Raw genomic sequence first — 23,561 nt, forward strand, 5'->3', positions numbered from 1 at the left:
GTGCCTTTACCATCCCAAAGCGGTGCCGTATCCGGCGCCGTGACTTCGGGGAGTCATGAGGAACACGTCGCTGTCGGCTACCTGATGGTTCAGCGACCCGACATGTTGGAGAAAAGAACAGTGCAGACTCGGACCAAGGTTTTCGGCGCCGTGACGGGTGCGGCGGCGATCGCGTTTTCGCTGCCGCTGGCCGGCACCGCCCACGGTGAACCGGGCGATCCGCCCACCCCCGCCCCCGACCTCATGGTGACGGCGGACATCCCCGATCCGGAGGGGCCCGGCTGTGACGCCTTCAAGGCGGAGGTTTCCGATTTCAAGAACCTCGCCCGGGTGCCGGTCGGGGACGCGTTGGCCGCCATCCCGCAGATCAGCACGTTCAACTCGGCGATCTCGGGTCAGCTCAATCCCGAGGTGAACATCGTTCCGGTGCTCAACAACGGCCCGTATGTGGTGTTCGCGCCCACCAACGAGGCGTTCGAGGAACTGCCGGCCGGCAAACTCGACGCGCTGGCCGCCGATCCGGCCGCGCTGACCCAGCTGGGCTACTACCACGCGTTCCTCGGTCTGCTCGGCCCGGACACCGTCAAGGGGCAGCGCCCGACGCAGGACGGCGCCGAGATCAAGGTCACCGGTGAGGGCGGCGACATCACCGTCAACGACACCGCCGAGGTGGTGTGCGGTGGCATCCAGGCCGCCAATGCGCGCATCTACCTGATCGACAAGGTGCTCGACCCGGCCCAGGCGCCGGATCCGATCACCCCGGGCAGCTCGTCCACGAATTCGTCGTCGGATTCGTCTGACTCGTCCGGCTCGTCTGACTCGTCGGAGCAGGCGCTGCCGGCGGAGGATCCGACCGCCTGATTTCACGCCGACGAGCAGGTCCTCGACGATGTCGGGGGCCTGCTCGTCGCATTTGCGGGGGTTTCGGCCCGTCGAGGGTGCGGGCGACGCTTCGAGTGCGAGCCCTGCTGGGAGTGTGCACGCGCGGATTTGAAAGTGTTGCCGCTGCGGGATTTCCGGCGTAATCGCACCGTACCGGCACGCTCGAATCCACCACCGCACACCCATCGCAGCGGCAGCACACTCGCCACAACGCCCACTGCCGAGGAGACACAAAATCCCCCGAAGATCGCACGTTGCACGCGATCTCGGGGGATTCTGCGACTGCTCGTGAAGGTTACAGGCCGAGGTCGCGGCCGATGATCTCCTTCATGATCTCGGTGGTGCCGCCGAAGATCGTCTGGATGCGACCGTCGACGAAGTCACGGGCCACCCGGTACTCCATCATGTAGCCGTAGCCGCCGTGCAGCTGCACGCACTGGTCGACGACCTTCTTGGCCACCTCGGTGCACCACCACTTGGCCTTGGCGGCCTCCACCGCGGTCAGCTCCCCGTCGACGACGGCCTGCAGGCACCGGTCGATGTACTGCTCGGACACCTCGAGTTCGGTGTCCATCTCGGCCAGCAGGAACCGGTTGTGCTGGAAGCTGCCGATCGGCTTGCCGAACGCCTTGCGGTCCTTGGCGTATTGCAGGGTCTCGCGCCAGGTCGCCCGCGCCCCGGCGATCGCGCTGATCGCGATCGAGAGCCGCTCGGAGGGCAGGTTCTGCATCAGGTGGTAGAAGCCGTGCCCCTCCTTGCCCAGCAGGTTGGCGTGGGGCACCCGCACGTTCTCGAAGTGCAGCTCGGCGGTGTCCTGGGCGTGCAGACCCATCTTGTCGAGCTTGCGGCCGCGGGTGAAGCCCTCCATGCCGCGCTCGACGACGAACAACGTGAAGCCCTTGTGGCCGGCCTCCGGATCGGTGCGGCACACCACCACGACCAGGTCGCAGTTGATGCCCGACGAGATGAACGTCTTGGATCCGTTGATGATCCAGTCGTCACCGTCGCGCACCGCGGAGGTGCGGATACCGGCCAGGTCGCTGCCGGCGCCGGGTTCGGTCATCGCGATCGCGATGATCGTCTCGCCGCTGGCGATGCCGGGCATCCAGCGTTCCTTCTGCTCCTCGGTGCACAGATTGTTGAAATACGGTGCGACGACGTCGTTGTGCAGGCTCAGCGCCGGGCCGGGCACCCCGGCCTTGGCCATCTCCTCATCGATGACGGCGTTGAACCGGAAGTCGTCGGTGCCGCCGCCGCCGTACTTCTCGGGCATGTTGAACCCGATCAGCCCGTACTTGCCGGCGGCCACATAGGCCGAGCGGTCGACGATGCGTTCGGTCTCCCACTTCTCGGCGTGGGGAACGAGCTCACGCTCGATGTACTCCCGCACCGTCTCGCGGAACGCCTCATGTTCTGGTTCGTATACGGTTCGTTTCATGGCCTACCTGGCTTACCTTGCCTTCCAAACTGGTTCGCGTTTCTCGGCGAACGCCAGCGGGCCTTCCTTGGCGTCCTCGGTCTTGAGCAACGTCGAGAACTCGCGGTTGGTCAGTTTCCAACCGTTCTCGTCACCGGGCACGGTGCCGTTCTCGGCGCCGTAGGCCACCCGCTTGCTGGCCTGCACCGCCAGCGGGGCGTTGACGGTGATCCGCTCGGCGAGCGCCAGGGCGGCGTCCAGCTCGGCGCCGTCCGGCACGACCTCGTTGATCAGCCCCCAGCGCAGCGCCTCGGCGGCGGTGATCGGCTCCCCGGTGAACAGCAGCTCCAACGCCACCTTGCGGGGCAGCTGCTCGACGATGCGGAACACCCCGCCGGCACCGGCGATCAGGCCGCGCTTGACCTCGGGCAGACCGAACACGGCGCTCTCCCGGGCCACCACCAGATCGCTGGCCAGCGCCAGCTCGGTGCCGCCGCCCAGCGCGGTGCCGTTGACCGCGGCGATCGTCGGCTTGTCCATGAAGTGGCGCACGTACCCGGCGAAACCCCACTCCGGGTGGTCGGGGTGGAACAGGTTCTCCCCGCGGGCGATCGCCTTGAGATCGGCCCCGGCGCAGAACGATTTGTCGCCGGACCCGGTGAGCACCACCGCCCGGATGTCCGGGTCGGCCTGCGCGGCGGCCAGCGCATCGCCGACCGCGATGCTCACCGACGCGTTGATCGCGTTGCGGGCCTCGGGCCGGTTGATGGTGATGATGAGGACGTTCCCCCGGCGCTCGGCCAGAGCGCCGGGGGCGGTGACGGTCTCGGTCACAGCAGTTCGAGGATGGTCGCGTTGGCCTGACCGCCGCCCTCGCACATGGTCTGCAGGCCGTACCGGATCCCGTTGGCGCGCATGTGGTACAGCATCGTGGTCATGATGCGGGCACCGGAGCCGCCCAGCGGGTGACCCAGCGCGATCGCGCCACCGTTGGGGTTGAGCTTCTTCTCGTCGGCGCCGATGTCCTTCAGCCAGGCCATCGGGACCGGGGCGAACGCCTCGTTGACCTCGAACACGCCGATGTCGTCGACCGACAGGCCGGAGCGCTTCAGCGCCTTCTGGGTGGCCGGGATCGGCGCGGTCAGCATGATGACCGGGTCGGCGCCGGCCAGCACCGCGGTGTGCACCCGGGCGATCGGCTTGAGACCGAGCTCCTTGGCCTTCTCGGCGGTCATGATCAGCAGCGCGGCCGAGCCGTCGGAGATCTGGCTGGAGTTGCCGGCGTGGATCACGCCGTCCTCCTTGAACGCCGGCTTGAGCTGGGCCATCTTCTCCAGCGTGGTGCCGCGGCGGATGCCCTCGTCCTTGAGGACGACGGTCTCGTTGCCGTCCTCGTCCTTGGTCTTGATGCCGATGATCTCGTCGTCGAACGCGCCGGCGTCCTGCGCGGCGGCGGCCTTCTCATGCGAGTCCAGCGAGAACTGGTCGAGCTGGGTGCGGCTGAAGCCCCACTGCTCGGCGATCATCTCGGCGCCGATGCCCTGGTTCGGGGTCTGGCTGTAGCGCTGTTTGAAGGCCTCCGGATACGGGTTGCCGCCGTTGGCCAGCGACGACCCCATCGGGGTGCGCGACATCGACTCGACACCGCCGGCGACGACGACGTCATAGTGCCCGGCCACCACACCGGCCACCGCGAAGTGCACCGACTGCTGGCTGGAACCGCACTGACGGTCCACGGTGACACCCGGGACGGTCTCGGGCCAGCCGGCGCTGAGCACCGCGGTACGCGCGATGTCGAGCGCCTGCTCACCGGCCTGCATGACGCAGCCCCAGATCACGTCGTCGACCAGCGCCGGGTCGACGCCGGCACGCTGCACCAGCTCGTTGAGCACCTGGGCGGACAACTCTGCGGGATGCACCCCGGAGAGCGCACCGTTGCGCTTACCGACCGGTGAGCGTACGGCTTCGACGATGACGGCTTCCGCCATGGACTTACTCCTTCAAGATGATTTATGAACCCGACACCGGGTTGATACCAGAAACTAGCTCGACTTGGTTTACTAGGTCAACCTACTGATTAGTGGCGTCGGCGTAAGTCACCCGGACAAGGCCGCGATTGCGCGGCTTACCTCGGTCGAGGCCTCACCACCCGCGGCATGACGGGGGACGGCACGTCGGCATGTTCCTGAACACGGGTCGGTTGGAACTCGCACGCTTCCCGGCGTCCATCGTGAACGTGACCTGCCACTGCTGGCGTTCTGCGAAAGATGCCGCACTTCGATGGCCTGTAGTACCGCATAGGAGGATCAGGCCTGCGAGGTCGTCGTGGTGTGCGCAGAGAACAAGATCGCCGGTTGCGCCACTATTGACAAACTCCTCACAGTGGTCATATCTGAGTGGCGTCCCACCTCCGATACATACAGCCTCGGCAACGCCGCAAGTTCGACGACGATCGACGCGAATTCGTCGGCACAAGAAACGATTGACGGCCGCCCCAGTGTGGGACGTTACGGATCCCATTGCGGCGAAGGCGGAAAGCTCACCGTAGCGAGGATAATTCCACTCAGTCGGCAAGGCTGCCGTGTGACCTCGGGAAGTTTGACCGCTTGAGTTCAAGGTCGCGACGCGGTCCTGATACCGGACGCCACCTTCGTCCCACACCACCGCACACTCCGCAATTGGGCGGGCGCCACCCTCGCAGTCCGACAGCCGGTAGGCGATCACATCGGAAACAGTCGGGGTTGTCGGTGACCGATCGCCCAGCGCCGTCGAGGCGTCACCAATCAGGGTGCCACCGGGCTTCTCCGCGGCCGGGCATTCGGCAGTCCGCCCCACACCGAAGCGTTGTGGACATCAGAACACGTACCGCACGATCAAGTCGGCGACGGCGGCCGGCTTCACGGATCCGTCGATTTCGACGGTGTGCCGCACGATCAAGTTCACCGTGTCATCCCCCACCTTGACGGCATCGACGACTTCCGAGCGCACTCGGACTCGGCTACCCGCGATCACCGGAGCCAGAAAGCGGACCTTGTTCAGCCCGTAGTTGAGGCCCATTCTGGCGTTTTCGACGCGGTAGTTGTCCTTGCTCAACCCGGGGATCAGCGAGAGTGTCAGAAAGCCGTGTGCGATCGTCGCGCCGAAAGGGCTTTGGCTTTTCGCTCGCTCGACATCCACGTGGATCCACTGGTGATCGACGGTGAGCTCGGCGAACTGGTCGATGCGTGCCTGGTCCACCTCGAACCACCGACTGACACCGAGCTCCTCGCCTATCGCCTTGAGCGCCTCATTGACGGAACCGATCGTTTTCATGCAAACTCCTGCCAACCGCCAAATCTATATCTATTTAACGGTATACTCTGCAAAAGTACCAAAGGCGCCCGTTTGGGCCTGTCCGACGACCCCGGGAGAAATATGACATCGCGCGCCGCAATCGTGGCCGCCGCCCGCAGCGCTATCGGCACCGCGCGCAGGGGCACGCTCGCGAACATGTCTGCCATCGAACTGGCCGAACCCGTGGTCGCGGCGGCGGTCGAGCGGTCAGGCATGGAGGCGGTCGACTTCGACGACCTTGTGCTTGCGGAAAGCCTGCAGGGCGGCGGGGACAGCGCCCGCTATATCGCTGTCAACCTGGGCCTGACGGCGATTCCAGGGATAGCCGTCAACCGGCAGTGCGCCTCGAGCCTGTCCGCGATCGCGATGGCTGCAGGGCAGGTGGCCGCCGGAATGAGCCGTGCCGTGCTTGCCGGGGGCATGGAGTCGTGTTCAACCACACCGACAATGCGCAAGCGCAAGCCCTTTACCTCGGGTACAGCGCCGGAAGACTATGAGGACCCGTGGTTGCCGTTCTCACATCCACCGACCGACGACGCGCCCGCCCTGGACATGTCGATCACGGTGGGGCACAACTGCGCAGTCCAGTACGGCGTTACCCGCGAGGACCAAGACGAATGGGCGCTGCGCAGCCATCAGCGCGCGGTGAGGGCAATCGATGCCGGCCTATTCGTCGACGAGATCGTGCCAGTCAAGGTGCCGCAGGCCGACGGATCGACGACCGTCTTTGCACAGGACGAGCATCCGCGCCGCGACACCAACCGAGATGTGCTAGCCGGGCTAAAGGTGCTTCACCCGGAAATCGAGGGCTTCACGGTGACGGCCGGGAACTCGTCGGGCATCAACGATGCTGCAGCTGTGGTCGCACTGGCCAGGCCCGGCACCAATCATCCCGTCCTGGCTAACGTGCTGTCGTGGGCGACGGTCGGCGTCGAACCGAAATGCACCGGCAGCGGCCCGATTTCGGCCATTCTCAAGACGCTCGACCTCGCCCGTCGCAAGATCAAGGACGTCGCGCTCTTTGAGATCAACGAGGCGTTCGCTGCCCAGTCGGTGGCCTGCGCCCGAGAACTCGGTCTCGATGAGGAGATCGTGAACGTGTACGGATCCGGTATCAGCCTGGGCCACCCGATCGCGGCCACTGGAGCGCGGATGGTGACGTCGGCAATCTACGAGTTGCGCCGCCGCGGTGGTGGACTCGGAGTCCTGTCGATGTGCGCAGGCGGCGGAATGGGAGCGGCAATGTTAATCGAGGTGGCATAACATGACTCAACTCATCGCAGAGAATCTGTTCCGGGTCGACGGCGAACGGGCCATACTACTGGGATCGCGGCGGCGGTCGACGGGTGTGGTGAAATTCCCCGCCGAGCGGCCCGAATTTCACGACGCCAACCCGGCAATCCAGGACGATATCGAACTTGTCGAGCTGGCCACCGAGGGCATGCTCTACACGTTCACCACGCAGGAGTTCGCGCCCCCGTTGCCGTACAAAGGCAACCGCTCGCCCGACGTCTTCCAGCCGTACATCGTCGGTTTCATCGAACTCGACGGACGTGTGCTCGTCGAGACGCTGATTATCGGAGCTTCAGCCTGGGAGCTGCGAATAGGTCAGGAGATGGTGAGCACCACAACGGTCTTCGTAACTGAAACGGGCGAAGAGTTGCTCACTTTCGCATTCCGGCCGAGGGAAACTTGACAACGCGCGCGATGACGCCGTACACCACCACCCGGAGCAGTGATTGCATCGCTGCAGCGCCAGACCCCGGTGAGCACGCCGCGATGAACGGTCTCACCGGAACATGCAAGGCCTCCGACCTTTAATCCATTAAATAGTTAAGCTTTTGTGCACGTGTTAATCCACTCGGCCGTCCGGCGAAGGAGTACCCATGAGCAGTAGTAACGCAGATATCGCAATCATCGGCGTCGGTATCCACCCGTTCGGCCGTTACGAAAACCGGTCGGCGCTCGAAATGGGTGCGGTCGCGATCGGACGCGCACTCCGCGATGCTGGCGTGGGGTGGACTGAAGTCGGCAGTCTTTACGCAGGCAGCCTCGAAGTCGCCAACCCCGAAGCAGTCACTGGCCTGGTTGGCATGACCGGCATTCCCGCCCGCGCAACGTTGAGCGGCTGCGCCACCGGTAACTCGCTGCTCACGCTCGCGGCGCGCGACGTCCAGTTGGGGGAAGTGGACATCGCGGTCGGCGTCGGCCTAGACAAGCACCCACGGGGCGCTTTCGGAGCGGATCCGTCGGTCGCGGGGCTGCCGCAATGGTACGGCGACCAAGGGATGTTCCTCACAACGCATTATTTCGGCACCAAGATCATGCGGTACATGCACGACTGGGGGATCAGCGAAGAAACCCTTGCCCGGATCGCGGTCAAGAATTTCTCGAACGGAGCCCTCACTGACCATGCCTGGCGACGCAACGCGATGAGCCTCGAGACGGTTCTGAGCTCACCGGTGGTCAATGCCCCACTGCGCCAATACATGTACTGCAACCCCAACGAGGGCGCCGCGGCCGTAGTCATTTGTCGGGCTGACGTCGCCAAGCGTTACACCGACAGCCCCATCTATCTGCGGGCGACCGCGCTTCGTAGCCGGCAGGAAGGCGCCTACGAGCTATTACGCACGTCGATCGAGCTGCCGATCGTCCCCGGCACCACCGCCGAAGCCGCTAAGGCCGCCTACGAACTTGCCGGTATCGGCCCTGAGGATGTCGACGTGGCGCAGCTTCAGGACACCGACGCTGGCTCAGAGATCATTCACATGGCCGAGACCGGACTTTGCAAGGACGGTGAGCAGGAGGCTCTTCTGCGCGAGGGGGCGACGAATATCGGTGGCCGTCTACCGATCAACACCGACGGCGGATTGCTCGCCAATGGGGAGCCGGTCGGCGCGTCGGGCCTGCGGCAGGTATACGAGCTGGTCCACCAGCTGCGGGGTACGGCAGGCGATCGCCAGGTGCCCAACGATCCACGCGTGGCATTGGCCCAGCTCTACGGCTCACCCGGAACTGCAGCCGTTGCCATCTTGTCGAAGTAGAAGCCGCACCACATTTGGCGGCCAAGACATTTCTCTCGACGAGGATCGGCACTCCTCGACCAACGCAGACTGATGCAGCCCGACTGGCTTAACGTGCCCGTCGACGCCTGTCGATGGCCTGAACGAAGTCACCGAACTCAATTTTGAAGAATCGATCGCAGGAGGTCCTCGATGACGACGCTGAGCATCGATGAACGGCAGCAGCTCGCCAAATCTGTCCGAGCGGCCTGTGAGCGGCTGTCCTCGGAGGAACGAGTGCGCGCGGTGGCCTATAACGGCATACATCAGCACAAGGGTTTTGACGCCGAACTCTGGACTGTGCTGTGCAGCCAGGTGGGCGTGACCGCGATCGCCTTGCCGGAGAATCTCGGTGGGGCCGGATACGGTGCCTCGGCGTTGGGAGCAGTCGCCCACGAACTCGGACGCTCACTGGCCGCTGTACCGTTCGTCGCATCAGCAGTGCTGGCCACAACGCTACTTGTGGCCGCGCAAACCGAACAACCGGAAGTGGACCGGCGATTGGCGGGACTGGTCGAAGGATCCCGCACGGCCGCGGCGGTGATCACCAGTGACGGCGGCCTCTGGCGGCCCGATGCGATACCAGTCACCGCCGAGCAGTCAACGGCAGGGTGGGTGCTAACTGGCACCGCCCGGCACATCCTCCATGGCAGTGCGGCCGATGATCTGGTGGTGGTGGCAACCATCGGCGAGGTACCAGCCCTGTTCGTGCTCGATGCGATGGCTCCGGAGGTTTTTAGAAAGGACGAGCAAGTCCTCGACCACACCCGACCGATGGCCACGATCACCTTCTCCAGCGCACCGGCGACCCTGGTGTCTCGCCGCGAATCGATACCCGAATTGGTTTCGAGAACAATGGATCTGACGATGGCAGTACTCTCCGCCGAACAAGTCGGGGCATGCGAGCGGCTGCTGGAGATCTCAACTGAGTACGCACGCACGCGTCACCAATTCAACCGGCCCATTGGCAGCTTCCAAGCCGTCAAGCACAAGTGCGCCGATACGCTGGTTGACCTCGAGTGGGCCCGCTCCGCATCCCAAGCCGCACTTGAAGCCATGGACGACGGCCTAACCGGTGAGTCGACGTGGTACGCCAGCATGGCCAAAGCGGTGTGCTCGGAAGCGTTGCAGGGCGCTGCGCACGTGAACGTTCAAATCCACGGTGGGCTCGGGTTCACCTGGGAGGATTCGGCGCACCTCTATCTGCGGCGGGCGCGCACCGACGAGGTGCTGTTCGGCAAACCTAGCGAACACTGGGACCGGCTAGCCCTCGAGTCAGGCATCTTCACAGGAGGAAATGCAAAAAGATGAGGGAGTTCACCAAGTTTTGTGCGAGGCCGGCCCACCTCGGCCGGCCTTCCCCTCCGACAAGGGAAGTCACGTTGCGGCCGAGGGGGGTACTCGGCCTGGGTCGGTTCATTATCCTCTACCCGGATACGGCATTTATCAGACAATCGCCTTCTCCCAGCGGCGCCGTGATGCCCGAAGCGCTGATGCGATGACTTGGGTTGAGCCGGTGCTCGATGAGGCGTCCGAGGAGTGCGCCGACAGTTCCATCGTGGTCAAGCTCGAAGGCCAACAACACAAAATCCGGTGGCCGCGTGGCACGAAGCTCCTCGATGCGCTTCTGGACGAGGGTCTTGATGTGCCGTTCGCGTGCCGCGAAGGCCACTGTGGCGCTTGTGCGGTGACGAAGGCCCGCGGTGCGGTCGAAATGGAAACCAATGACGTACTCGATCAGTCGGACCTGGACGACGGGCTGATACTTACTTGCCAGGCGCTGTCCGCGTCGGCTGCCGTAGAAATCAACTACGACGAATGAATCGTGCAGCGGGCGACTCATCCCGCCCGAGATGACGTGCGGAGAGTATCGACGCGCACCTTTGCCTGCTGTTGCTGGTCCGTACAGGCCGTGTACCGCCAGGGAAGCGATGCGGGTAGAACGCTAAGCGCCTCGCTTCTAACGGTTTCGGCTTACAGCATCCGTCATCGAACCGATGTTTCACCCGCACGATTCGGCGCGCCGGCATCGCGTGACCAATGTGGTGAGGAACCTCGCCATCGTCTGTCCACACAACATGGAGTGGTCGCGCCTGCCCTCTCGCGGCCGAACATGCTGTGCGGCAACCAGTCCATGCTTTGTTGCCTAACGCCGCTGCACTAGACTATCCTGAATCCACTAACTGTTTGACTGATTGGTCGGTGAGGAGACCGGCGTGCCCGCTGCAGAGTTCCCCCCAACTTCTTGCGCGTGCAGACGGCGAGGAGATCCGCCCTTCTCAATCGCCTTTCGTTCTCCGACGTGTTTACGCCTTCATCATGCACCGGAGACCGTGCGCCGGGTGACGGCGCGACAGTGAGGCTGTTGACGCGTCGGCTCGGTGCGTTGAACGAACCTGACATGAGTACGACAACTACTTGAACGGAAGATGATGTGGTAACCACCTCCGACGTAGCCGAGGATATCGAGGAACTGCGAGCGCAGTTCCGTGAGTTCCTCGCGAACGCCCCCAAGCCTCAGGGTCTCCGCAACTACGGGCCCACGCCGACGGCCGACGACATCGCCCCTGGGCGGGCCTGGCACAAGTTCCTCGCGGCCAACGGCTACGTGTGCCTACACTGGCCCGTCCGACACGGCGGAGCCGATGCTTCGGTAGCATTCCAGGCCACTTTTGCCGAGGAATGTGCCAGGGCAGCGGTGCCGCGGCAATTGGCAATCACAGCTATCGACCTAGTCGGCCCTGTTTTGATCGAGTTCGGCACCGAAGAACAGAAAGCCCGCTATCTCGAGCCTATCCGGCTAGGTGACGATATCTGGACCCAACTGTTCTCCGAACCGGATGCGGGTTCGGATCTGGCGGGGATACGCACCAAGGCAGAGAAGACCATCAGCGGTTGGCGCATCAACGGACAGAAGGTTTGGAGTTCGGGCGCCAACTCCGCGAAGTTCGGCCTGCTGCTTGCCCGCACCGGCCCGGAGTCGCACGGCGGCCTCAGCATGTTCGTCGTACCGATGGATGCCGAGGGCGTTTCGGTGCGTCCACTGCAGCAGATGGACGGCGAGAGCAAGTTCAACGAAGTTTTCCTCGACAACGTCGACCTACCTGCCGATGCGCTGATCGGAGAGCCTGGACAAGGCTGGAGGATCGCCATGGTGACTTTGGGCCGTGAGCGGTTGACGCTAGGCTCGCACGCCGTCGTGATGTTCGAACTGCACCATCGCCTGGTCCAAGCGGCGCGCGCCCGCGACGCGCTGGACCCAACGCTAATGCGGGCCATGATCAGACTTTGGATACGGATCTGGCTGCTGCGTTACACGTGGCAGCGCGCTATCGACGAAAGTGACCTGCAGTCCTCGGCATTTTCGGTGCTGAAGTTAATGACATCGGAGACCGACCGCGACCTCGGCGACCTGGCTACCGACGTGCTCGGCACCGACGCCTGCGTGGACCCCAGCGGCGGTTCGGAGGAAGCCGAACTCGTCCGCGCTATGTTAGTGGGCCGCGCGCAAACGATCCTCGGCGGCACCAGCGAAATTCAGCGCAACATCCTTGGCGAGCGGGTATTAGGTCTACCTAAAGAGCCACGGTGACAGTACATTTGGCCGGGACTCCGCTAAGTAGCGCATTGCGTCGCCACCTACGGTCCAACATCACCGTGGCGGTTGGTGACGGCGTCGGGGCGCCGCACCGCATCGACGACGGAACTTCGCTCTGGGCGGTGCTCAGTTCGGTAGCGCGAGAAATCGGCGGGATACGGCTCGTCCTGGGCTGGCTGCCATCGGCACCCACGGGTATCGAAGCAGATGCCTTTGCTGACATCGTTGCACTGATGCCGGGATGGGGCGTGCGGGATGTCTTGACCGCACCAAACGCGCGCTTTGTGCCAGCTCGGCTGAGCGCGACCCCTGCAATGCTAAGGGACATACTGCGCCCCGCCGTTCTGCTGGCTCGACTCGTTCGTCGCGGCAACATGTTCCACTTTTCTACCGAGGTGTCTTGGCAACGCGGACTAGTCGACGCCGGTACGCCCGTGCTCGCCATCATCGAAGATGACGCACCGTGCGCGGATGCCGGCCCGCCGTTACCTTCCGACGCGGTGCACGTCGTCGGCTGTAGCGTGGGCGGACCGGCTACTGTCGATTCACCTGCTCCGGAACCGATTCATCAGGCTCTGGCCGCGCGGCAACGCCGCGACGAGGTGTCCTCAACATCGGCGGACGCAAACTCGACCGTGCCCGTGACATAACTCGTCAGGTTGTTGTGGGTCAGTTCGACGGCCTTCGGGCGCGACGTCGTGCCAGACGTAAACAGCACGATGCCGACGTCGTCGGGGTCGGCGAACTCCTCGACGGGATTGGCCGCGCGAGCGGCGGCGAGGAACTCATCGGAGCGCTGCACTTGCCTTCCGGCGCCGACCACCATGTCGACGTATTCGCCATCAGCGATCACCAGCGGGTTCGGCAGCCGGTCGATGAGTTGGTGCAGACCCTCGGCACTCAACCGGTAGTTCAGCGGCGTGAAGGGCACCGCCGCCCGCGCTGAAGCGAAAATCACCAACGGCAGCATTGCGCCACCGGTCCCGACGTATGCCACGTGCTGGGCGCCGGAATCCGCGATAACGGCGGCTCCCCCGCTGGCCAGCGCGCCAAGCTCGGTGGTGCTCAGCCGAACCTCACCATCGACAACCGCCACCCGGTCCGGGTCGTCCGATACGGCCATATCGAGCAGCAATGAAATACCCAACGCCATAACCCTCCGCTAATCCGATATACAGTTATACTCTTAGAAACTGTCGGATGTCCACTTCACCCAAGGAGGTTTATGCGCGCCCCAGACAGCGCGGCGACCGGCGTCGGAATCCTTCCGCTCGGGCGGCATGCAGACCGCTTCCCACTCGAGACGGGGCTCCGGAGCCGCTCGACCCGATCGTGAACCGTGCCGATGCCCATGAGACGGCGAGCGGTGTGGCCTTGGCTCCGCTGGCGACAGAACCGCGGTTCCCCAAGCTCGTTGCCACCAAGGATCGCGTTATCTGCGGACGTGCGGTATCACCTTTCGCTTCGAGGAGTTCGCCGTACCAATGAACCACTACCGGCTGCCACCCAAGGTTTCAACGGCCGACTTCAGCTGGGCGGCCCATCCGGCGATGTTCGAACCATCAAGCCCCTAGGCCTCTATATCGCCGGAAATTATTGCGCAGCACGCGTTCTGCACTATATTCGTCAGACACAGCCGGCACCGGAGGTTGACTCATCGGTCCTCCCCCGCCAGATGTCGCCGGCAGCCCAAAACGTCTCAGGCGGCGATGACCTAGCCGTTTTCTCGCTTCGCATGCTCATCACGGATGACGCCTCGCGCGTTCCCCTTCCCCAACCTCATCCGTGAGCCCGGCTGACGCCGAGCGGGGCCGCCCCACGAAAACTGTTGCTGTGCAGCCTAACTGGCGCATACCGAACGATGTCGACCGAGCCGAAAAGTTATCCAATCTACGGTTGACTTCCGGTGTGACGTCGCTTACCGTGACCAGTGTCACTGAAATCTCAGTGTACGAAAACAGAATGCGTTCAATCGGATTTGCGGTCCGGCAATCACGTACTTCTAGAACGCAGAATCCTTTCCGCAGTACATACAACGAAATCCCTTCCGCAGTACATACAACGAGAGGAGTCCTTGTGACGAACACCCGGCGACCCGCCATCAGCGACGTGCTTCCGGAGGAGACGCTCAGTTACCGCGACAAATTGGGCGAACCCCACTTCACGGGTATCCATCTGATCGAGGACAGCGCGTACCTGGTCACCGGCGAGACGGACGATCATGACATCTACGCAATCAGCCTGAGTTTCAACGTCGACGGCGAAGCGTGGGGCGGAAAACCCGCTCCGCTGCGACAGACGAACTTCATGGCGCTGCCGAAATCGCAGCGGACCAAAGGACTGGAAGACAACGACTACGTCGGCGTGCGCTCCGACCCCGTTCGGCCAACGCCCCTCGAGGTCACTCGCGACGGCAACAAGGTGATCTGGACGGAAGGTAACATTGTCACGACAGCTGACGTCCCATACTGGTCGATCGAGGGTGAGCACGCAGGGGTGCACTTCGATGTGACGATGGGTGGGCTCTGCGAAGCGGCCCGTTCCCTGGGCGCGTTCTCCGATCTGGAGACGAACGGGATGGCTGGGATCGAGCAGCCGCTTTGGGTTGAGGGGACCGTCTCCTCAGGTGGCGAATCGTACGAGCTGCAGCGCGGCCTCGGAATGCACCAGAAGGTCATTATCGGCGATCAGTGGGTGCACGGCGCTAATGTCGCCCGGAAGTCGCGTCACTATTACATCACCGTCCTTGATGAGGACTTGCGGGTCTTCGCCTTCATCAAGGAGGCCACCGGTGTGGAGTTTGGTCAGATCACCATCAACAATAACCACAGCGACTTCGGCGAGGGTCAGATCGAGGTCACCGAACTCGCATTCTGGACGGATCCGCGTACAGGTCAATCGATTCCGTCGAAGATGTCGCTGATGATGAAGTCCGAGGACACTACGGTCGCAGTGGTCCTCGAGGCGTACGGCCGTTTTATGTACTCCTACTGCCAAGCCGAATCGATCATCTCCTACTACGGACTGGGGTGCCGAGCCAACGGAACGATCAGCACACCCGAAGGCGTCATCCAGATCAAGGATGTACGCACGTACATTGAAAACGGTATCTACCCGATCCCGCTTGCCGTCAACTGAGCGCCGCGACGGCGGATAACATACCGGAATCATGTCAACCCGGCTGTGCCGGTCTAGTGGAGCGACACAATTCCACTAGCCGGCACAGTCGTGGCGCCGGCGCTCAGCGTGAGGAATCCCGAGGCCGGCACAACCCCCTAGTTACGGAGAACAAGTGCTCGAGCACACAATCGCGATGTCAGGCCTGTTGACAAACGCCATGGCCCCGCACGCCAACGGAGAGAAGCGTCGATGAAGTTCACGCTTCAGTATCCCGGTGAGTTAGCCCAGGATTCGCGAGACTTCTTCACCCCGTCGGCAATTCGAACGATCGCGACGGCGGCGGAAGCGGCGGGATTCCGGGCGGTGGCAGTCAGCGAGCACCCAGCGCCCTCCGTCAAGTGGCGCCAACACGGCGGGCACGACACCCTGGATCCCACTGCCGCACTTTCGTTCATGGCGGGTGTGACCGACGTTATCGGGCTGATGACCAATCTGATCATCCTGCCCTTTCGCAATCCCTACCTGGCTGCAAAAGCTCTCGCGAGCATCGACGTCGTGTCCGGGGGACGCTTGATCGTAGGAGCCGGGACGGGATACCTGCGGTCGGAGTTCGCGGCCCTCGGTGTGGACTTTCACCGCCGGGGCGCCCTTCTCGACGAATCGTTAGCGGCGTTGCGTGCCATTTGGACCGACCCGGAAGAACCCCGAAAGGGCGCCGCTTTCGGTGCCGTCGGACCAGTGTGCACGCAGTCTCCCGTGCAGAAGCCGCATCCACCGATCTGGATCGGTGGCAACAGCGCAGCGGCGCGTCGACGGGTGGTCCAGCATGGCCGTGGCTGGATGCCGGTTATCGCTGCCCCCGAGCTCACGTCGGCGATCGGAACGCAAACTCTGAGCAACTACGTCGAATTCGGCGCGGCGGTCCGCGAACTTCAGGATCAGCTCGAAATTGCCGGGCGGGATCCCTCGGATGTCGATATCCAAGTCGAGCAGCACGTCATCGATCTCGATGACGCCACCGCCGTTTCCCGCGCGGCCGAAGACATGAAAGAACTCGAACGTCAGGGTGCCACCTGGATGGCAGTTCGCGTCGACGCCTCGAGTCCAAGCGCTGCGCTGGACTACATCGGCGCGTTCGGAGAAATTTTCATCCGATCGTGACCGGACACGGCTTGATTCTCAAGAATGTCACGACTTCTGTGTAAGTCAGAGGAACACATGGCTATGGATCATTCGTCAAGACGGGGTAATTCGCCTTGCGGACACCGGGCGAAGTTATTCAACGCGACAGTCCGGTTGTAGATTTCGGTGCGTTAGCTTATTGAAGCGAACAATGGTGCACAGATCACTATCCAAGAAGAGAGATGGATCGGAGCGACCCAGTGCGTGCTCGCCGCACCGAGCGTGCTTGACCGGCGGGAGAACGACGGGGTCGTCATCCTGCTGAATGAGAACCCGCCGGACGCCGAAGCCGGCAACGTCGATGACGCCACCCCATTGTGTCCGCGCTGGAGCTTCGCGTGAACGGGAAACTGGCCGGCAAGTCCGCCGTCGTTGTCGGGGGTGGACAGACCTCGGGCGCAACCATCGGCAACGGGCGCGCCGCCGCACTGCTGTACGCCCGGGAAGGTGCTCGAGTTCTGGTGGTAGACCGAGATCTGCGCGCTGCCGAGGACACCGTGGAGTAGATCTGTGCCGAGGGCGGGTCCGCGCATTGCTACCGTGCAGATATCACCAGCGAACGCGACTGTGCCGAACTCGCCACCGCGGCAGCTGACCGGCTGGGGACGGTGAACATCCTGCATAACAATGTCGGCATCGTGTCCCTTGAGCGTACCGAGGTCCTTCCGGTCTCCGAGTGGCAGCGCGTCGTCGACGTCAACCTGACCGGCATGTGGCAGAGCATCAAATTCTTCCTTCCACTGTTGCGCGACAGCGGCAATGGCGTAGTCATCAACATCTCGTCGCTGGCAGGGCTGATTGCGGGGGTCAAGCCATCGGCTACTCGACGACGAAGGCAGCGGTGAACGCGCTGACGCGATCGTTGGCACTGGAATACGCGCCGCAGCGCGTCCGCGTGAACTGCATCGCACCGGGCATGGTCGACACCCCTTTGGGGGTCGACGAGGTGGTGCGTGCCACCGGTCAGAGCCGCGACGAGGTCGTCGCGAGCCGGTCCGCTCTAACTGACGGTTTCAGAATGATCTCCGCAGTCGCCTCAAACAGATGATGCTGCACGCGAGTTCGAGCAGCCCCTGATGCAAGTCCGCTCGTACCTCGGAACGTGTTCGCAGACGCTTGAACTGGTGCAACCAAGCGAAGGTCCGCTCGACGACCCAGCGGACCTTGCCGAGCCCGGAGCCATGCGCGGCGCCTCGGCGGGCAATCATCGGGGTGATCCCCTTTTCGCGAAGCAGGTTTCGGTACTTGTCGTAGTCGTAGCCTCGGTCGGCGAACAACCGGCGGGGCCGATTCCGCGGCCGGCCCCGCCGGCCTCGAATACGGGGGATCGCCTCGACGAGCGGCATCAGTTGAGTGACGTCGTGGCGGTTTCCGCCGGTCAGCGACACCGCAAGAGGGGTTCCGTGCCGGTCGACGATCACATGGTGCTTGCTGCCGGTGCGGCCGCGATCGACCGGTGAGGGTCCCGTGTGATCCCCCCTTTGAGGGCCCGCACGTGCGAGCCGTCGACGGCGACGTCGTCCATCTCGAGCAACCCGGCGGCTCGCAGCTCCGCGAGCAGCATCTCGTGCAGCCGCGGCCACACCCCGGCCTCGGTCCACTCCCGCAACCTGCGCCAGCAGGTCACTCCGCTGCACCCGATCGTCTCTGCCGGCACATCACGCCAGGCCACGTTGGTGCGCAGAACGAACATGATGCCGGCCAGGGCGACCCGGTCGTCGACCGGCTTGCGCCCCGGAAACCGGAACCGGCGGGCAGATCTGGGCGGAAGCAGCGGAGCTACACGCTCCCACAGATCGTCAGGAACAAGATCAACAGACACTCTCGACACGGTGCCCGAAACCGTCCCGGAACGCCATCTACCACGCCGAACTCATTCTGAAACGGTCAGTAATCCCGATGCGCCGGCAAGGAACGGCGTGGGACGTCGCCCGGGCAGCGCTGTTACTGGCCTCCGACGACGCCGGATTCGTTACCGGCGTAGTACTGGCCGTCGATGGCGGCAGCTCGCTTGGCATCGCGCCTCCGCTTCCGACGAAGGCCGGCACGGAGTCATGAGCGAACACGCGTGGTCATCGTCGGTACTGTGGTCATCGTCGGTACTGGAGCTGCCGGGCTGTCTGACGCGGAAAACCGGTGCCAACAGCCGCTTTACGTGCAGCAGGTCGTTCGCCGATGAACATCACCGTGGCGCTGTATCTGAACTCTGCCGGAGCGGGTAATGGAATTGCGCATCGATGAAAAGACCCAGTCTATGTTTCCGACGCTGCCGGGCCCTTGAAACGACAAGCCACGCCCCTACGGACGGATCAAGATCGCCAACCGAATCTTCGAAGCGCTGACTGCTGCCGGCGAACCAACGATTCACGACACTAATTTTCAACCGTCGTCAACATAGCCTCGTTGCCGGCGAGGAGGTCATAACCGCCGGTAGGAGTCGGAGGAGCTACCACTGCTGCTGGCACCGGCCCTGCGCCACGGTTAGCCAACTGGGGTTCAGCTGATCAGTGGGCGTCTACGACGCCCATCATTCACGGCGGCATATCCGCGTGGTTCAACGGCTATCAGGTGGCGACGCCCAGACCACGCAGGAAGAAGGCCAAGAGATGTTCGACCTCGTCGGCGGCGTCTGTTGTCGACTTCTGGTGGAACCGGTCGAGAAGCGCGGCCTCGAAAGCCGCGTGTATCGAGCGAGCATCCGCCTCCGGTGTACACGCGGTGAAAATTCCCTCGGCTTTACCGCGGTGCAGGATCGCCGCGATTGATGCTTGATCGGCTGCTGTGACGAGTTCGAGTTCCCGGACGTAGCCTGGAGTGCGCCGCATTTCCTCCGAGTAGAGGGTGGCTACCCTCCTGCGCTTGCGCGGATTCGACACAAGCTCGAACATATGCGTCATCCACGACCGCAGCGCCTCGACCGGGGTCGGGGCGCGCGCCACAGCCTCCCGCAGTTGCGCCTGCACCGCCTCCCGATCCCGACGAAACATCTCCAACAGAAGATCGTGTTTGGTGCTGAAGTTTCGGTAGAAGGCCCGCGTCCCTAGACCGGCCTCATCGAGGATCTCGGTGATGGATGCCGACGACCCGGAGTTGCGATCCAAACATCGGTAGGCAGCGTCGATTATGTGCTGCCGCTCCGATGAGCGATCGACCGTTCGTGTCTCAGCCACAGTTGATTACACCGGCATCCTGCCACTCCGCGATTGTCGCGTCATCGTAGCCGAACTCCCGCAGCACCGCGGACGTGTGCTGGCCGGCCAAGCAACCAGCTCGCGCCGTGGTCTTGGAACGGCTTAGTCCGACCAGTGGCGCTAGTCGCAGGTGTTCGTCGAAAATGGGGCTGACGGCAGACACGGCGTATTCGGCCGCCAGCTGCGGATCTGTCTGGATCAGGCGTGCCGGAGCGCCCTCGTAGAGTTCGACGCATCCGACTCCCGCGGCCCCGAAACGCTTCTCCCAGAAGGCGGCCGGCTCCTTGCTGAACACCGCCTCAAGCCGCGCGGATAGCGCGTCGTCGTTCGCCGCACGAGCGTCCGGTGTGGCGAAACGCTCCTCATCCAGGTCGGTGAAGTCGCGCAACGCGTCGACGAGCGCCGGCCACTCCTTGGGCTGCGGCGCGGCCAGGAAGATGCGCCCCTCGCTGGCGCCATAGATTCGGTACAGTGCCGACAACCCGTTCCCGTCGTGCACTGGCACAGCCGCCGCAGGGGCATCCGCGTAATCGACCAGCCAATCGCTCACCACGTGGGTTACGGTCGCCAGCATCGAGGTGCGCACGTCGTAAAGCGGTCGGCCCCGATCGCGGCCGACGAGCGCGGCGAGGATCGCCGACGCCACGGTCAGCGCCGCCAGACCGTCGCTCTGCAACTCCGCTGACGTACCGGCCGTCGTGATACGGGGCACGTGCTGCATGACTTCGTCGAGGGATGACGTCGCATATTCGGCATCGGGTGTGTTGGTCAACGCCACCCCACCTGCCGCGCTGATGCTCGGCGCGTACGCCGGCCGGGCAGCGTAGGGTCCGTCGACGCCGTATCCTCCCGCCGAGACGTAGATCACGTCCGGATTGATGGCGCGCAACGCCTCCACGCCGATACCCAGTCGATCGGCCACGCCGGCGCGCATGGATTGCAGCACCACGTCGGCCGACGCTACGAGCCGATGAGCAACCGCCCGTCCCTCGTCGGTGTGCAGGTCGACCTGGATGCTTTCCTTGCCTTGCATCACCTTCGCACCAGCCGCCTCCGGAAACTGCAGAAGGCTTCGGATGTTGTCGCCCTTGATGTTCTCGAACTTGATCACGCGGGCGCCGAGATCGGCCAGCACGCTGGACGCGTAGGGCGCCGCGAACATCTCACCGAACTCGAGAATCGTGATCCCGCTTAACGGCGGTGTCGTCATTTCGCGGTTTTCAGAGAAATCGGCGACCGGAGGGTTTTGCAACCACCCTCCTGAGGCGTCACCCAACCGAGGCGCCGGTAACGGCTGCCCTAGCGGACCACCCTTGGTGTGGACAAGGGTCGAGGGTTGCCGGACCGGTCCGACCTCGGGGTCCTCGACTATCGTCGAGCGTCCTTCGTGTAACAACTGAGGATGGTCGAAGACCTCATGCCCAGACCGGAAAATCTCTGCACAGAGATCCGGATTCTCATCGAAACGCTGCTGCCATTCCGCGAGCGTCCGTTCACCGACCTTCGACAACAGAATCGACCAGAACTCGCGATAAAGGTCTGGACTCTCCAGTGTCGGAAAGCCCTTCCACTTCGGGTCTTCAAGCAGTTCCATTACCCCGAACTCTGTAAGCATCGCGGTGAACAGGTGGGGTTGGACCTGGGCGAACTGCAGCCAGTGTCCGTCCTTGGTCGGCGCCGCCAACAGGGCAAGCAACATCGGGCTCTGCGGGGTGCCCTGCTCAGTCCAGGCCTCAACGCTGCTGTACGCCTCCGGCCAGCGAATGCCGACGAGCTCCCCGAACCAGGTCCAGGCGTCGATCGCATGCACACCACGGACCAAATCGGCGTCGACGATCTGACCGAGTCCGCTATGTTCCCGCTCGTGCAGCGCGGCCAGAATGCCATGCACTGCGATATGCCCAGCGGCGTAACTCGCATATGGGGTCGCGACATACGACGGACGCGGAGGTTGAGCCATCCGGCGCACCGCGTGTGAGAACCCGGCTTTGGCGAGCACAAGCCCCTCGTAGCCCTTGAGGTCGCGCCAGGGGCCGCTACGTCCCCAGCCGGTGATGTGCGCGCTCACCAAGCGGGGATGGCGTTCCGACAAGGCATTCGAGTCGACCCCAAGCGCGGTGAGTGCAGCCGGGCTGAACGTCGTGACCATGACATCGGCGCCGCGGAGCACCTCGTCGAGTTCAGTCACACCTCCGGGCGCCTTGAGATCGAGGACCCGGCTGCGCTTGCCCCGCCCAAACGCCGGCCAGCCGCGCAATGTGCGCACCGGGCTGCCTTCAGGCGGTTCCACCATCAACACGTCCGCACCAGAGTCTGCAAGGAACTGCGTGCAGAATGCGCCGGGCAACGTGGTGGACAGGTCGACGACGCGGATACCGGCCAGCGGCGCGCTAGGTTCGGGGGCGGCATGGGAGCCAGAGATAGCGACCATTCGAGGCAACTCCTTTGAAAAGAACATTTCCGCAATACGCCACAGCATACGCCCCGCGCTGTGACGCATATCGCTCGCTGATGGTTGAGCCACTGTAGGACAGCGAGGCTTTTCTGCGCAACCAGTATTGACAGAACACCCAGCACGAACCTAGACTTTGTGAAAATTAATTTTTCACCACTTGCGCCTGGTTGGAGGACCGCGTGACCAAGATCTGGACGAACTCTGGCGACTCACACTTCCTGGAACCCGACGATTTGTGGCATACCCGGTTGCCGAAGCGACTTGCCGAGTTGTGCCCGAGATCGGAGAAGGACCCCGATGGCGAGTACGAGACGGTGTTCGTGGACGGGCAAATCTTCCGTCGAAAGCTCCCGTCCTCGGCGCTGGTCACGTTCGCCGAAATGAGCACACGCCCCCAAGGCACCCGTGATGCCAAGGCTCGCCTGGGCGACCTCGACAAAGAAGGCGTATGGGGCGAAGTGATCTTCCCGTCGCTGGGCATGTGGTCCTCCACCTTCCGCACACCAGAGTTGCTCAAGGCGTGTATGCGGGCCAGCAATGAGTGGGCGATCGAGGAGATCGCGTCGGTGTCGCCGCGCTATGTGGTTACCGCGCAGGTCTCCACCCTGGTGATCGACGATGCGGTGGAAGAACTGCAGTGGGCGGCGGACAACGGATTCAAGGCCGTCTTCCTGCCGACCAGACCCCATCCCAGCGCGCCGGACTGGCACCGCAATGACTGGGAGCCGCTGTGGGCGGCCGCCGAAGAGGCTGGCATGGTGCTCGCCTTCCACATCGGTACCGATCCGGTGGACGCCACGGCCAGCAACAGCGTGTCCGGGGGCCTGGGCTCCGTTTACCGCGGTCCCGGTGGCGCCATCATGAACTACACCGAGACAACGTTCTCGGGCCAGCGGGCCGCCATGAAACTGGTAGCCTCCGGCGCTTTGGACCGGCATCCGAACCTGAAGGTGCTGATTTCAGAGGGCGGCGCAACGTGGGTTCCGTTCCTCGGCGACCGTCTGCTCGAGGGTTATCGCCAACACCATATGGCAGTACGCCCCAAGCTCAGCCGGGACCCGAAGGAAATTCTCTACAGTCAGGTGTACGCGTCGTTCCAGCACGACGAGAGCGCCGTCCAGGCGTTCGAGCACATGGGCTATCGCAATGTCATGTTCGGCAGCGACTATCCGCACATGGAGGGCACCTTCGGCCACACCCAGGACACATTGAAGACGCTCTTCGACGGGGTCAGCGAGGAGACCCGACTGCGCATCACACAGGGTGCCTTCTTCGAACTGTTCCCAGATGTCCCGCCAGTCCCGGCTGAAAGCAACTGATC

The 23,561-nt window shown here is 63.5% G+C and carries 21 protein-coding genes and 3 pseudogenes; 15 read left to right on the plus strand and 9 right to left on the minus strand.

What is annotated here, in order from left to right; genetic code table 11:
• Positions 1–120: 120 nt before the first annotated feature.
• Positions 121–861 (plus strand): fasciclin domain-containing protein, encoded by a 741-nt coding sequence (locus CKW28_RS17205; protein WP_003926725.1) that lies wholly within the window; start codon positions 121–123, stop codon positions 859–861.
• Positions 862–1,177: 316 nt separating this feature from the next.
• Here CKW28_RS17205 and CKW28_RS17210 read toward each other — a convergent pair whose 3' ends face one another.
• The 4 genes from CKW28_RS17210 to CKW28_RS17225 all read right to left on the minus strand — a co-directional run bounded on the left by CKW28_RS17210 (position 1,178) and on the right by CKW28_RS17225 (position 5,611).
• Positions 1,178–2,320: an acyl-CoA dehydrogenase family protein gene (locus CKW28_RS17210; RefSeq protein ID WP_003926724.1), complete on the minus strand. Its 1,143-nt coding sequence runs from the start codon at positions 2,318–2,320 to the stop codon at positions 1,178–1,180.
• 12 nt (positions 2,321–2,332) lie between these two features.
• Positions 2,333–3,133: a crotonase/enoyl-CoA hydratase family protein gene (locus CKW28_RS17215; protein WP_003926723.1), complete on the minus strand. Its 801-nt coding sequence runs from the start codon at positions 3,131–3,133 to the stop codon at positions 2,333–2,335.
• Positions 3,130–4,287 (minus strand): thiolase family protein, encoded by a 1,158-nt coding sequence (locus CKW28_RS17220; protein WP_003926722.1) that lies wholly within the window; start codon positions 4,285–4,287, stop codon positions 3,130–3,132. Before CKW28_RS17220 ends, CKW28_RS17215 begins: the two co-directional genes overlap by 4 nt.
• A gap of 865 nt (positions 4,288–5,152) precedes the next feature.
• On the minus strand, positions 5,153–5,611 hold the full coding sequence (locus tag CKW28_RS17225) for a MaoC family dehydratase (protein ID WP_003926721.1): 459 nt from the start codon (positions 5,609–5,611) through the stop codon (positions 5,153–5,155).
• Between the two features lie 102 nt (positions 5,612–5,713).
• Here CKW28_RS17225 and CKW28_RS17230 point away from each other — a divergent pair, with 102 nt between their 5' ends.
• From CKW28_RS17230 to CKW28_RS17255, 6 genes and pseudogenes are all read left to right on the plus strand, one after another.
• Positions 5,714–6,895: a thiolase family protein gene (locus CKW28_RS17230; protein WP_003926720.1), complete on the plus strand. Its 1,182-nt coding sequence runs from the start codon at positions 5,714–5,716 to the stop codon at positions 6,893–6,895.
• Between the two features lies 1 nt (position 6,896).
• The gene (locus CKW28_RS17235; RefSeq protein ID WP_003926719.1) at positions 6,897–7,328 is read left to right on the plus strand and encodes a Zn-ribbon domain-containing OB-fold protein; all 432 of its coding nucleotides are present in this window, start codon (positions 6,897–6,899) and stop codon (positions 7,326–7,328) included.
• Between the two features lie 190 nt (positions 7,329–7,518).
• Entirely contained in the window at positions 7,519–8,676 is a 1,158-nt protein-coding gene (locus tag CKW28_RS17240) for a thiolase family protein (RefSeq protein ID WP_003926718.1), read from the plus strand.
• Between the two features lie 171 nt (positions 8,677–8,847).
• On the plus strand, positions 8,848–10,005 hold the full coding sequence (locus tag CKW28_RS17245; protein ID WP_003926717.1) for an acyl-CoA dehydrogenase family protein: 1,158 nt from the start codon (positions 8,848–8,850) through the stop codon (positions 10,003–10,005).
• 250 nt (positions 10,006–10,255) lie between these two features.
• A pseudogene (locus tag CKW28_RS24195) lies at positions 10,256–10,516 on the plus strand (2Fe-2S iron-sulfur cluster-binding protein); the annotation flags it as partial.
• 612 nt (positions 10,517–11,128) lie between these two features.
• Entirely contained in the window at positions 11,129–12,286 is a 1,158-nt protein-coding gene (locus CKW28_RS17255) for an acyl-CoA dehydrogenase family protein (protein ID WP_003926715.1), read from the plus strand.
• Between the two features lie 604 nt (positions 12,287–12,890).
• Here CKW28_RS17255 and CKW28_RS17260 read toward each other — a convergent pair.
• Positions 12,891–13,439 (minus strand): annotated as a pseudogene (locus CKW28_RS17260) (AMP-binding protein); the annotation flags it as partial.
• A gap of 929 nt (positions 13,440–14,368) precedes the next feature.
• Here CKW28_RS17260 and CKW28_RS17265 point away from each other — a divergent pair.
• The 6 genes from CKW28_RS17265 (at position 14,369) to CKW28_RS24435 (ending at position 17,642) form a co-directional block, all read left to right on the plus strand.
• Positions 14,369–15,430, plus strand: coding sequence for a hypothetical protein (locus CKW28_RS17265; protein WP_003926713.1), 1,062 nt, complete (start codon positions 14,369–14,371; stop codon positions 15,428–15,430).
• Between the two features lie 231 nt (positions 15,431–15,661).
• Entirely contained in the window at positions 15,662–16,573 is a 912-nt protein-coding gene (locus tag CKW28_RS17270) for an LLM class F420-dependent oxidoreductase (protein WP_003926712.1), read from the plus strand.
• Positions 16,574–16,798: 225 nt separating this feature from the next.
• Positions 16,799–16,936, plus strand: a complete 138-nt coding sequence (locus CKW28_RS17275; RefSeq protein WP_003926711.1) for a hypothetical protein — start codon at positions 16,799–16,801, stop codon at positions 16,934–16,936.
• Entirely contained in the window at positions 16,933–17,100 is a 168-nt protein-coding gene (locus tag CKW28_RS23650) for a Rossmann-fold NAD(P)-binding domain-containing protein (RefSeq protein ID WP_157997573.1), read from the plus strand. The genes CKW28_RS17275 and CKW28_RS23650 overlap by 4 nt, the downstream gene beginning before the upstream one ends.
• Entirely contained in the window at positions 17,101–17,439 is a 339-nt protein-coding gene (locus CKW28_RS17280) for an SDR family NAD(P)-dependent oxidoreductase (protein WP_081475570.1), read from the plus strand.
• Positions 17,436–17,642, plus strand: a complete 207-nt coding sequence (locus CKW28_RS24435) for an SDR family oxidoreductase (RefSeq protein WP_061252302.1) — start codon at positions 17,436–17,438, stop codon at positions 17,640–17,642. Before CKW28_RS17280 ends, CKW28_RS24435 begins: the two co-directional genes overlap by 4 nt.
• Here the strand turns inward: CKW28_RS24435 and CKW28_RS17290 are convergent.
• Together CKW28_RS17290 and CKW28_RS24200 are read right to left on the minus strand one after the other, a co-directional pair.
• Positions 17,608–18,231, minus strand: a complete 624-nt coding sequence (locus tag CKW28_RS17290; RefSeq protein ID WP_328588361.1) for an IS5 family transposase — start codon at positions 18,229–18,231, stop codon at positions 17,608–17,610. The genes CKW28_RS24435 and CKW28_RS17290 overlap by 35 nt on opposite strands.
• Positions 18,222–18,425 (minus strand): annotated as a pseudogene (locus CKW28_RS24200) (transposase); the annotation flags it as partial. The gene CKW28_RS17290 and the pseudogene CKW28_RS24200, both read right to left, overlap by 10 nt.
• 62 nt (positions 18,426–18,487) lie before the next feature.
• On the opposite strand from CKW28_RS24200, the gene CKW28_RS17295 reads away from it, so the two are divergent.
• Positions 18,488–18,652 carry an SDR family oxidoreductase gene (locus tag CKW28_RS17295; RefSeq protein WP_328588399.1) on the plus strand — a complete coding sequence of 55 codons (165 nt, stop codon included), beginning with the start codon at positions 18,488–18,490 and terminating at the stop codon, positions 18,650–18,652.
• A 506-nt stretch (positions 18,653–19,158) separates the two neighbouring features.
• On the opposite strand, the gene CKW28_RS17300 is transcribed toward CKW28_RS17295, so the two are convergent.
• The gene (locus CKW28_RS17300) at positions 19,159–19,764 is read right to left on the minus strand and encodes a TetR/AcrR family transcriptional regulator (protein WP_003923510.1); all 606 of its coding nucleotides are present in this window, start codon (positions 19,762–19,764) and stop codon (positions 19,159–19,161) included.
• Positions 19,757–22,216, minus strand: coding sequence for a CaiB/BaiF CoA transferase family protein (locus tag CKW28_RS17305; RefSeq protein WP_040545856.1), 2,460 nt, complete (start codon positions 22,214–22,216; stop codon positions 19,757–19,759). Before CKW28_RS17305 ends, CKW28_RS17300 begins: the two co-directional genes overlap by 8 nt.
• Before the next feature lie 203 nt (positions 22,217–22,419).
• Here CKW28_RS17305 and CKW28_RS17310 point away from each other — a divergent pair, with 203 nt between their 5' ends.
• Positions 22,420–23,559: an amidohydrolase family protein gene (locus CKW28_RS17310; protein WP_003923512.1), complete on the plus strand. Its 1,140-nt coding sequence runs from the start codon at positions 22,420–22,422 to the stop codon at positions 23,557–23,559.
• Positions 23,560–23,561 lie beyond the last annotated feature (2 nt).

This window comes from Mycolicibacterium thermoresistibile, from assembly GCF_900187065.1.
Lineage (GTDB): Bacteria > Actinomycetota > Actinomycetes > Mycobacteriales > Mycobacteriaceae > Mycobacterium > Mycobacterium thermoresistibile.

Coding starts and splice junctions, on each gene's coding strand:
- CKW28_RS17210 (WP_003926724.1), bottom strand. CDS start 2,320: ATGAAACGAACCGTATACGAACCAGAACATGAGGCGTTCCGCGAGACG.
- CKW28_RS17220 (WP_003926722.1), bottom strand. CDS start 4,287: ATGGCGGAAGCCGTCATCGTCGAAGCCGTACGCTCACCGGTCGGTAAG.
- CKW28_RS17225 (WP_003926721.1), bottom strand. CDS start 5,611: ATGAAAACGATCGGTTCCGTCAATGAGGCGCTCAAGGCGATAGGCGAG.
- CKW28_RS17230 (WP_003926720.1), top strand. CDS start 5,714: ATGACATCGCGCGCCGCAATCGTGGCCGCCGCCCGCAGCGCTATCGGC.
- CKW28_RS17235 (WP_003926719.1), top strand. CDS start 6,897: ATGACTCAACTCATCGCAGAGAATCTGTTCCGGGTCGACGGCGAACGG.
- CKW28_RS17240 (WP_003926718.1), top strand. CDS start 7,519: ATGAGCAGTAGTAACGCAGATATCGCAATCATCGGCGTCGGTATCCAC.
- CKW28_RS17245 (WP_003926717.1), top strand. CDS start 8,848: ATGACGACGCTGAGCATCGATGAACGGCAGCAGCTCGCCAAATCTGTC.
- CKW28_RS17270 (WP_003926712.1), top strand. CDS start 15,662: ATGAAGTTCACGCTTCAGTATCCCGGTGAGTTAGCCCAGGATTCGCGA.
- CKW28_RS17305 (WP_040545856.1), bottom strand. CDS start 22,216: ATGGTCGCTATCTCTGGCTCCCATGCCGCCCCCGAACCTAGCGCGCCG.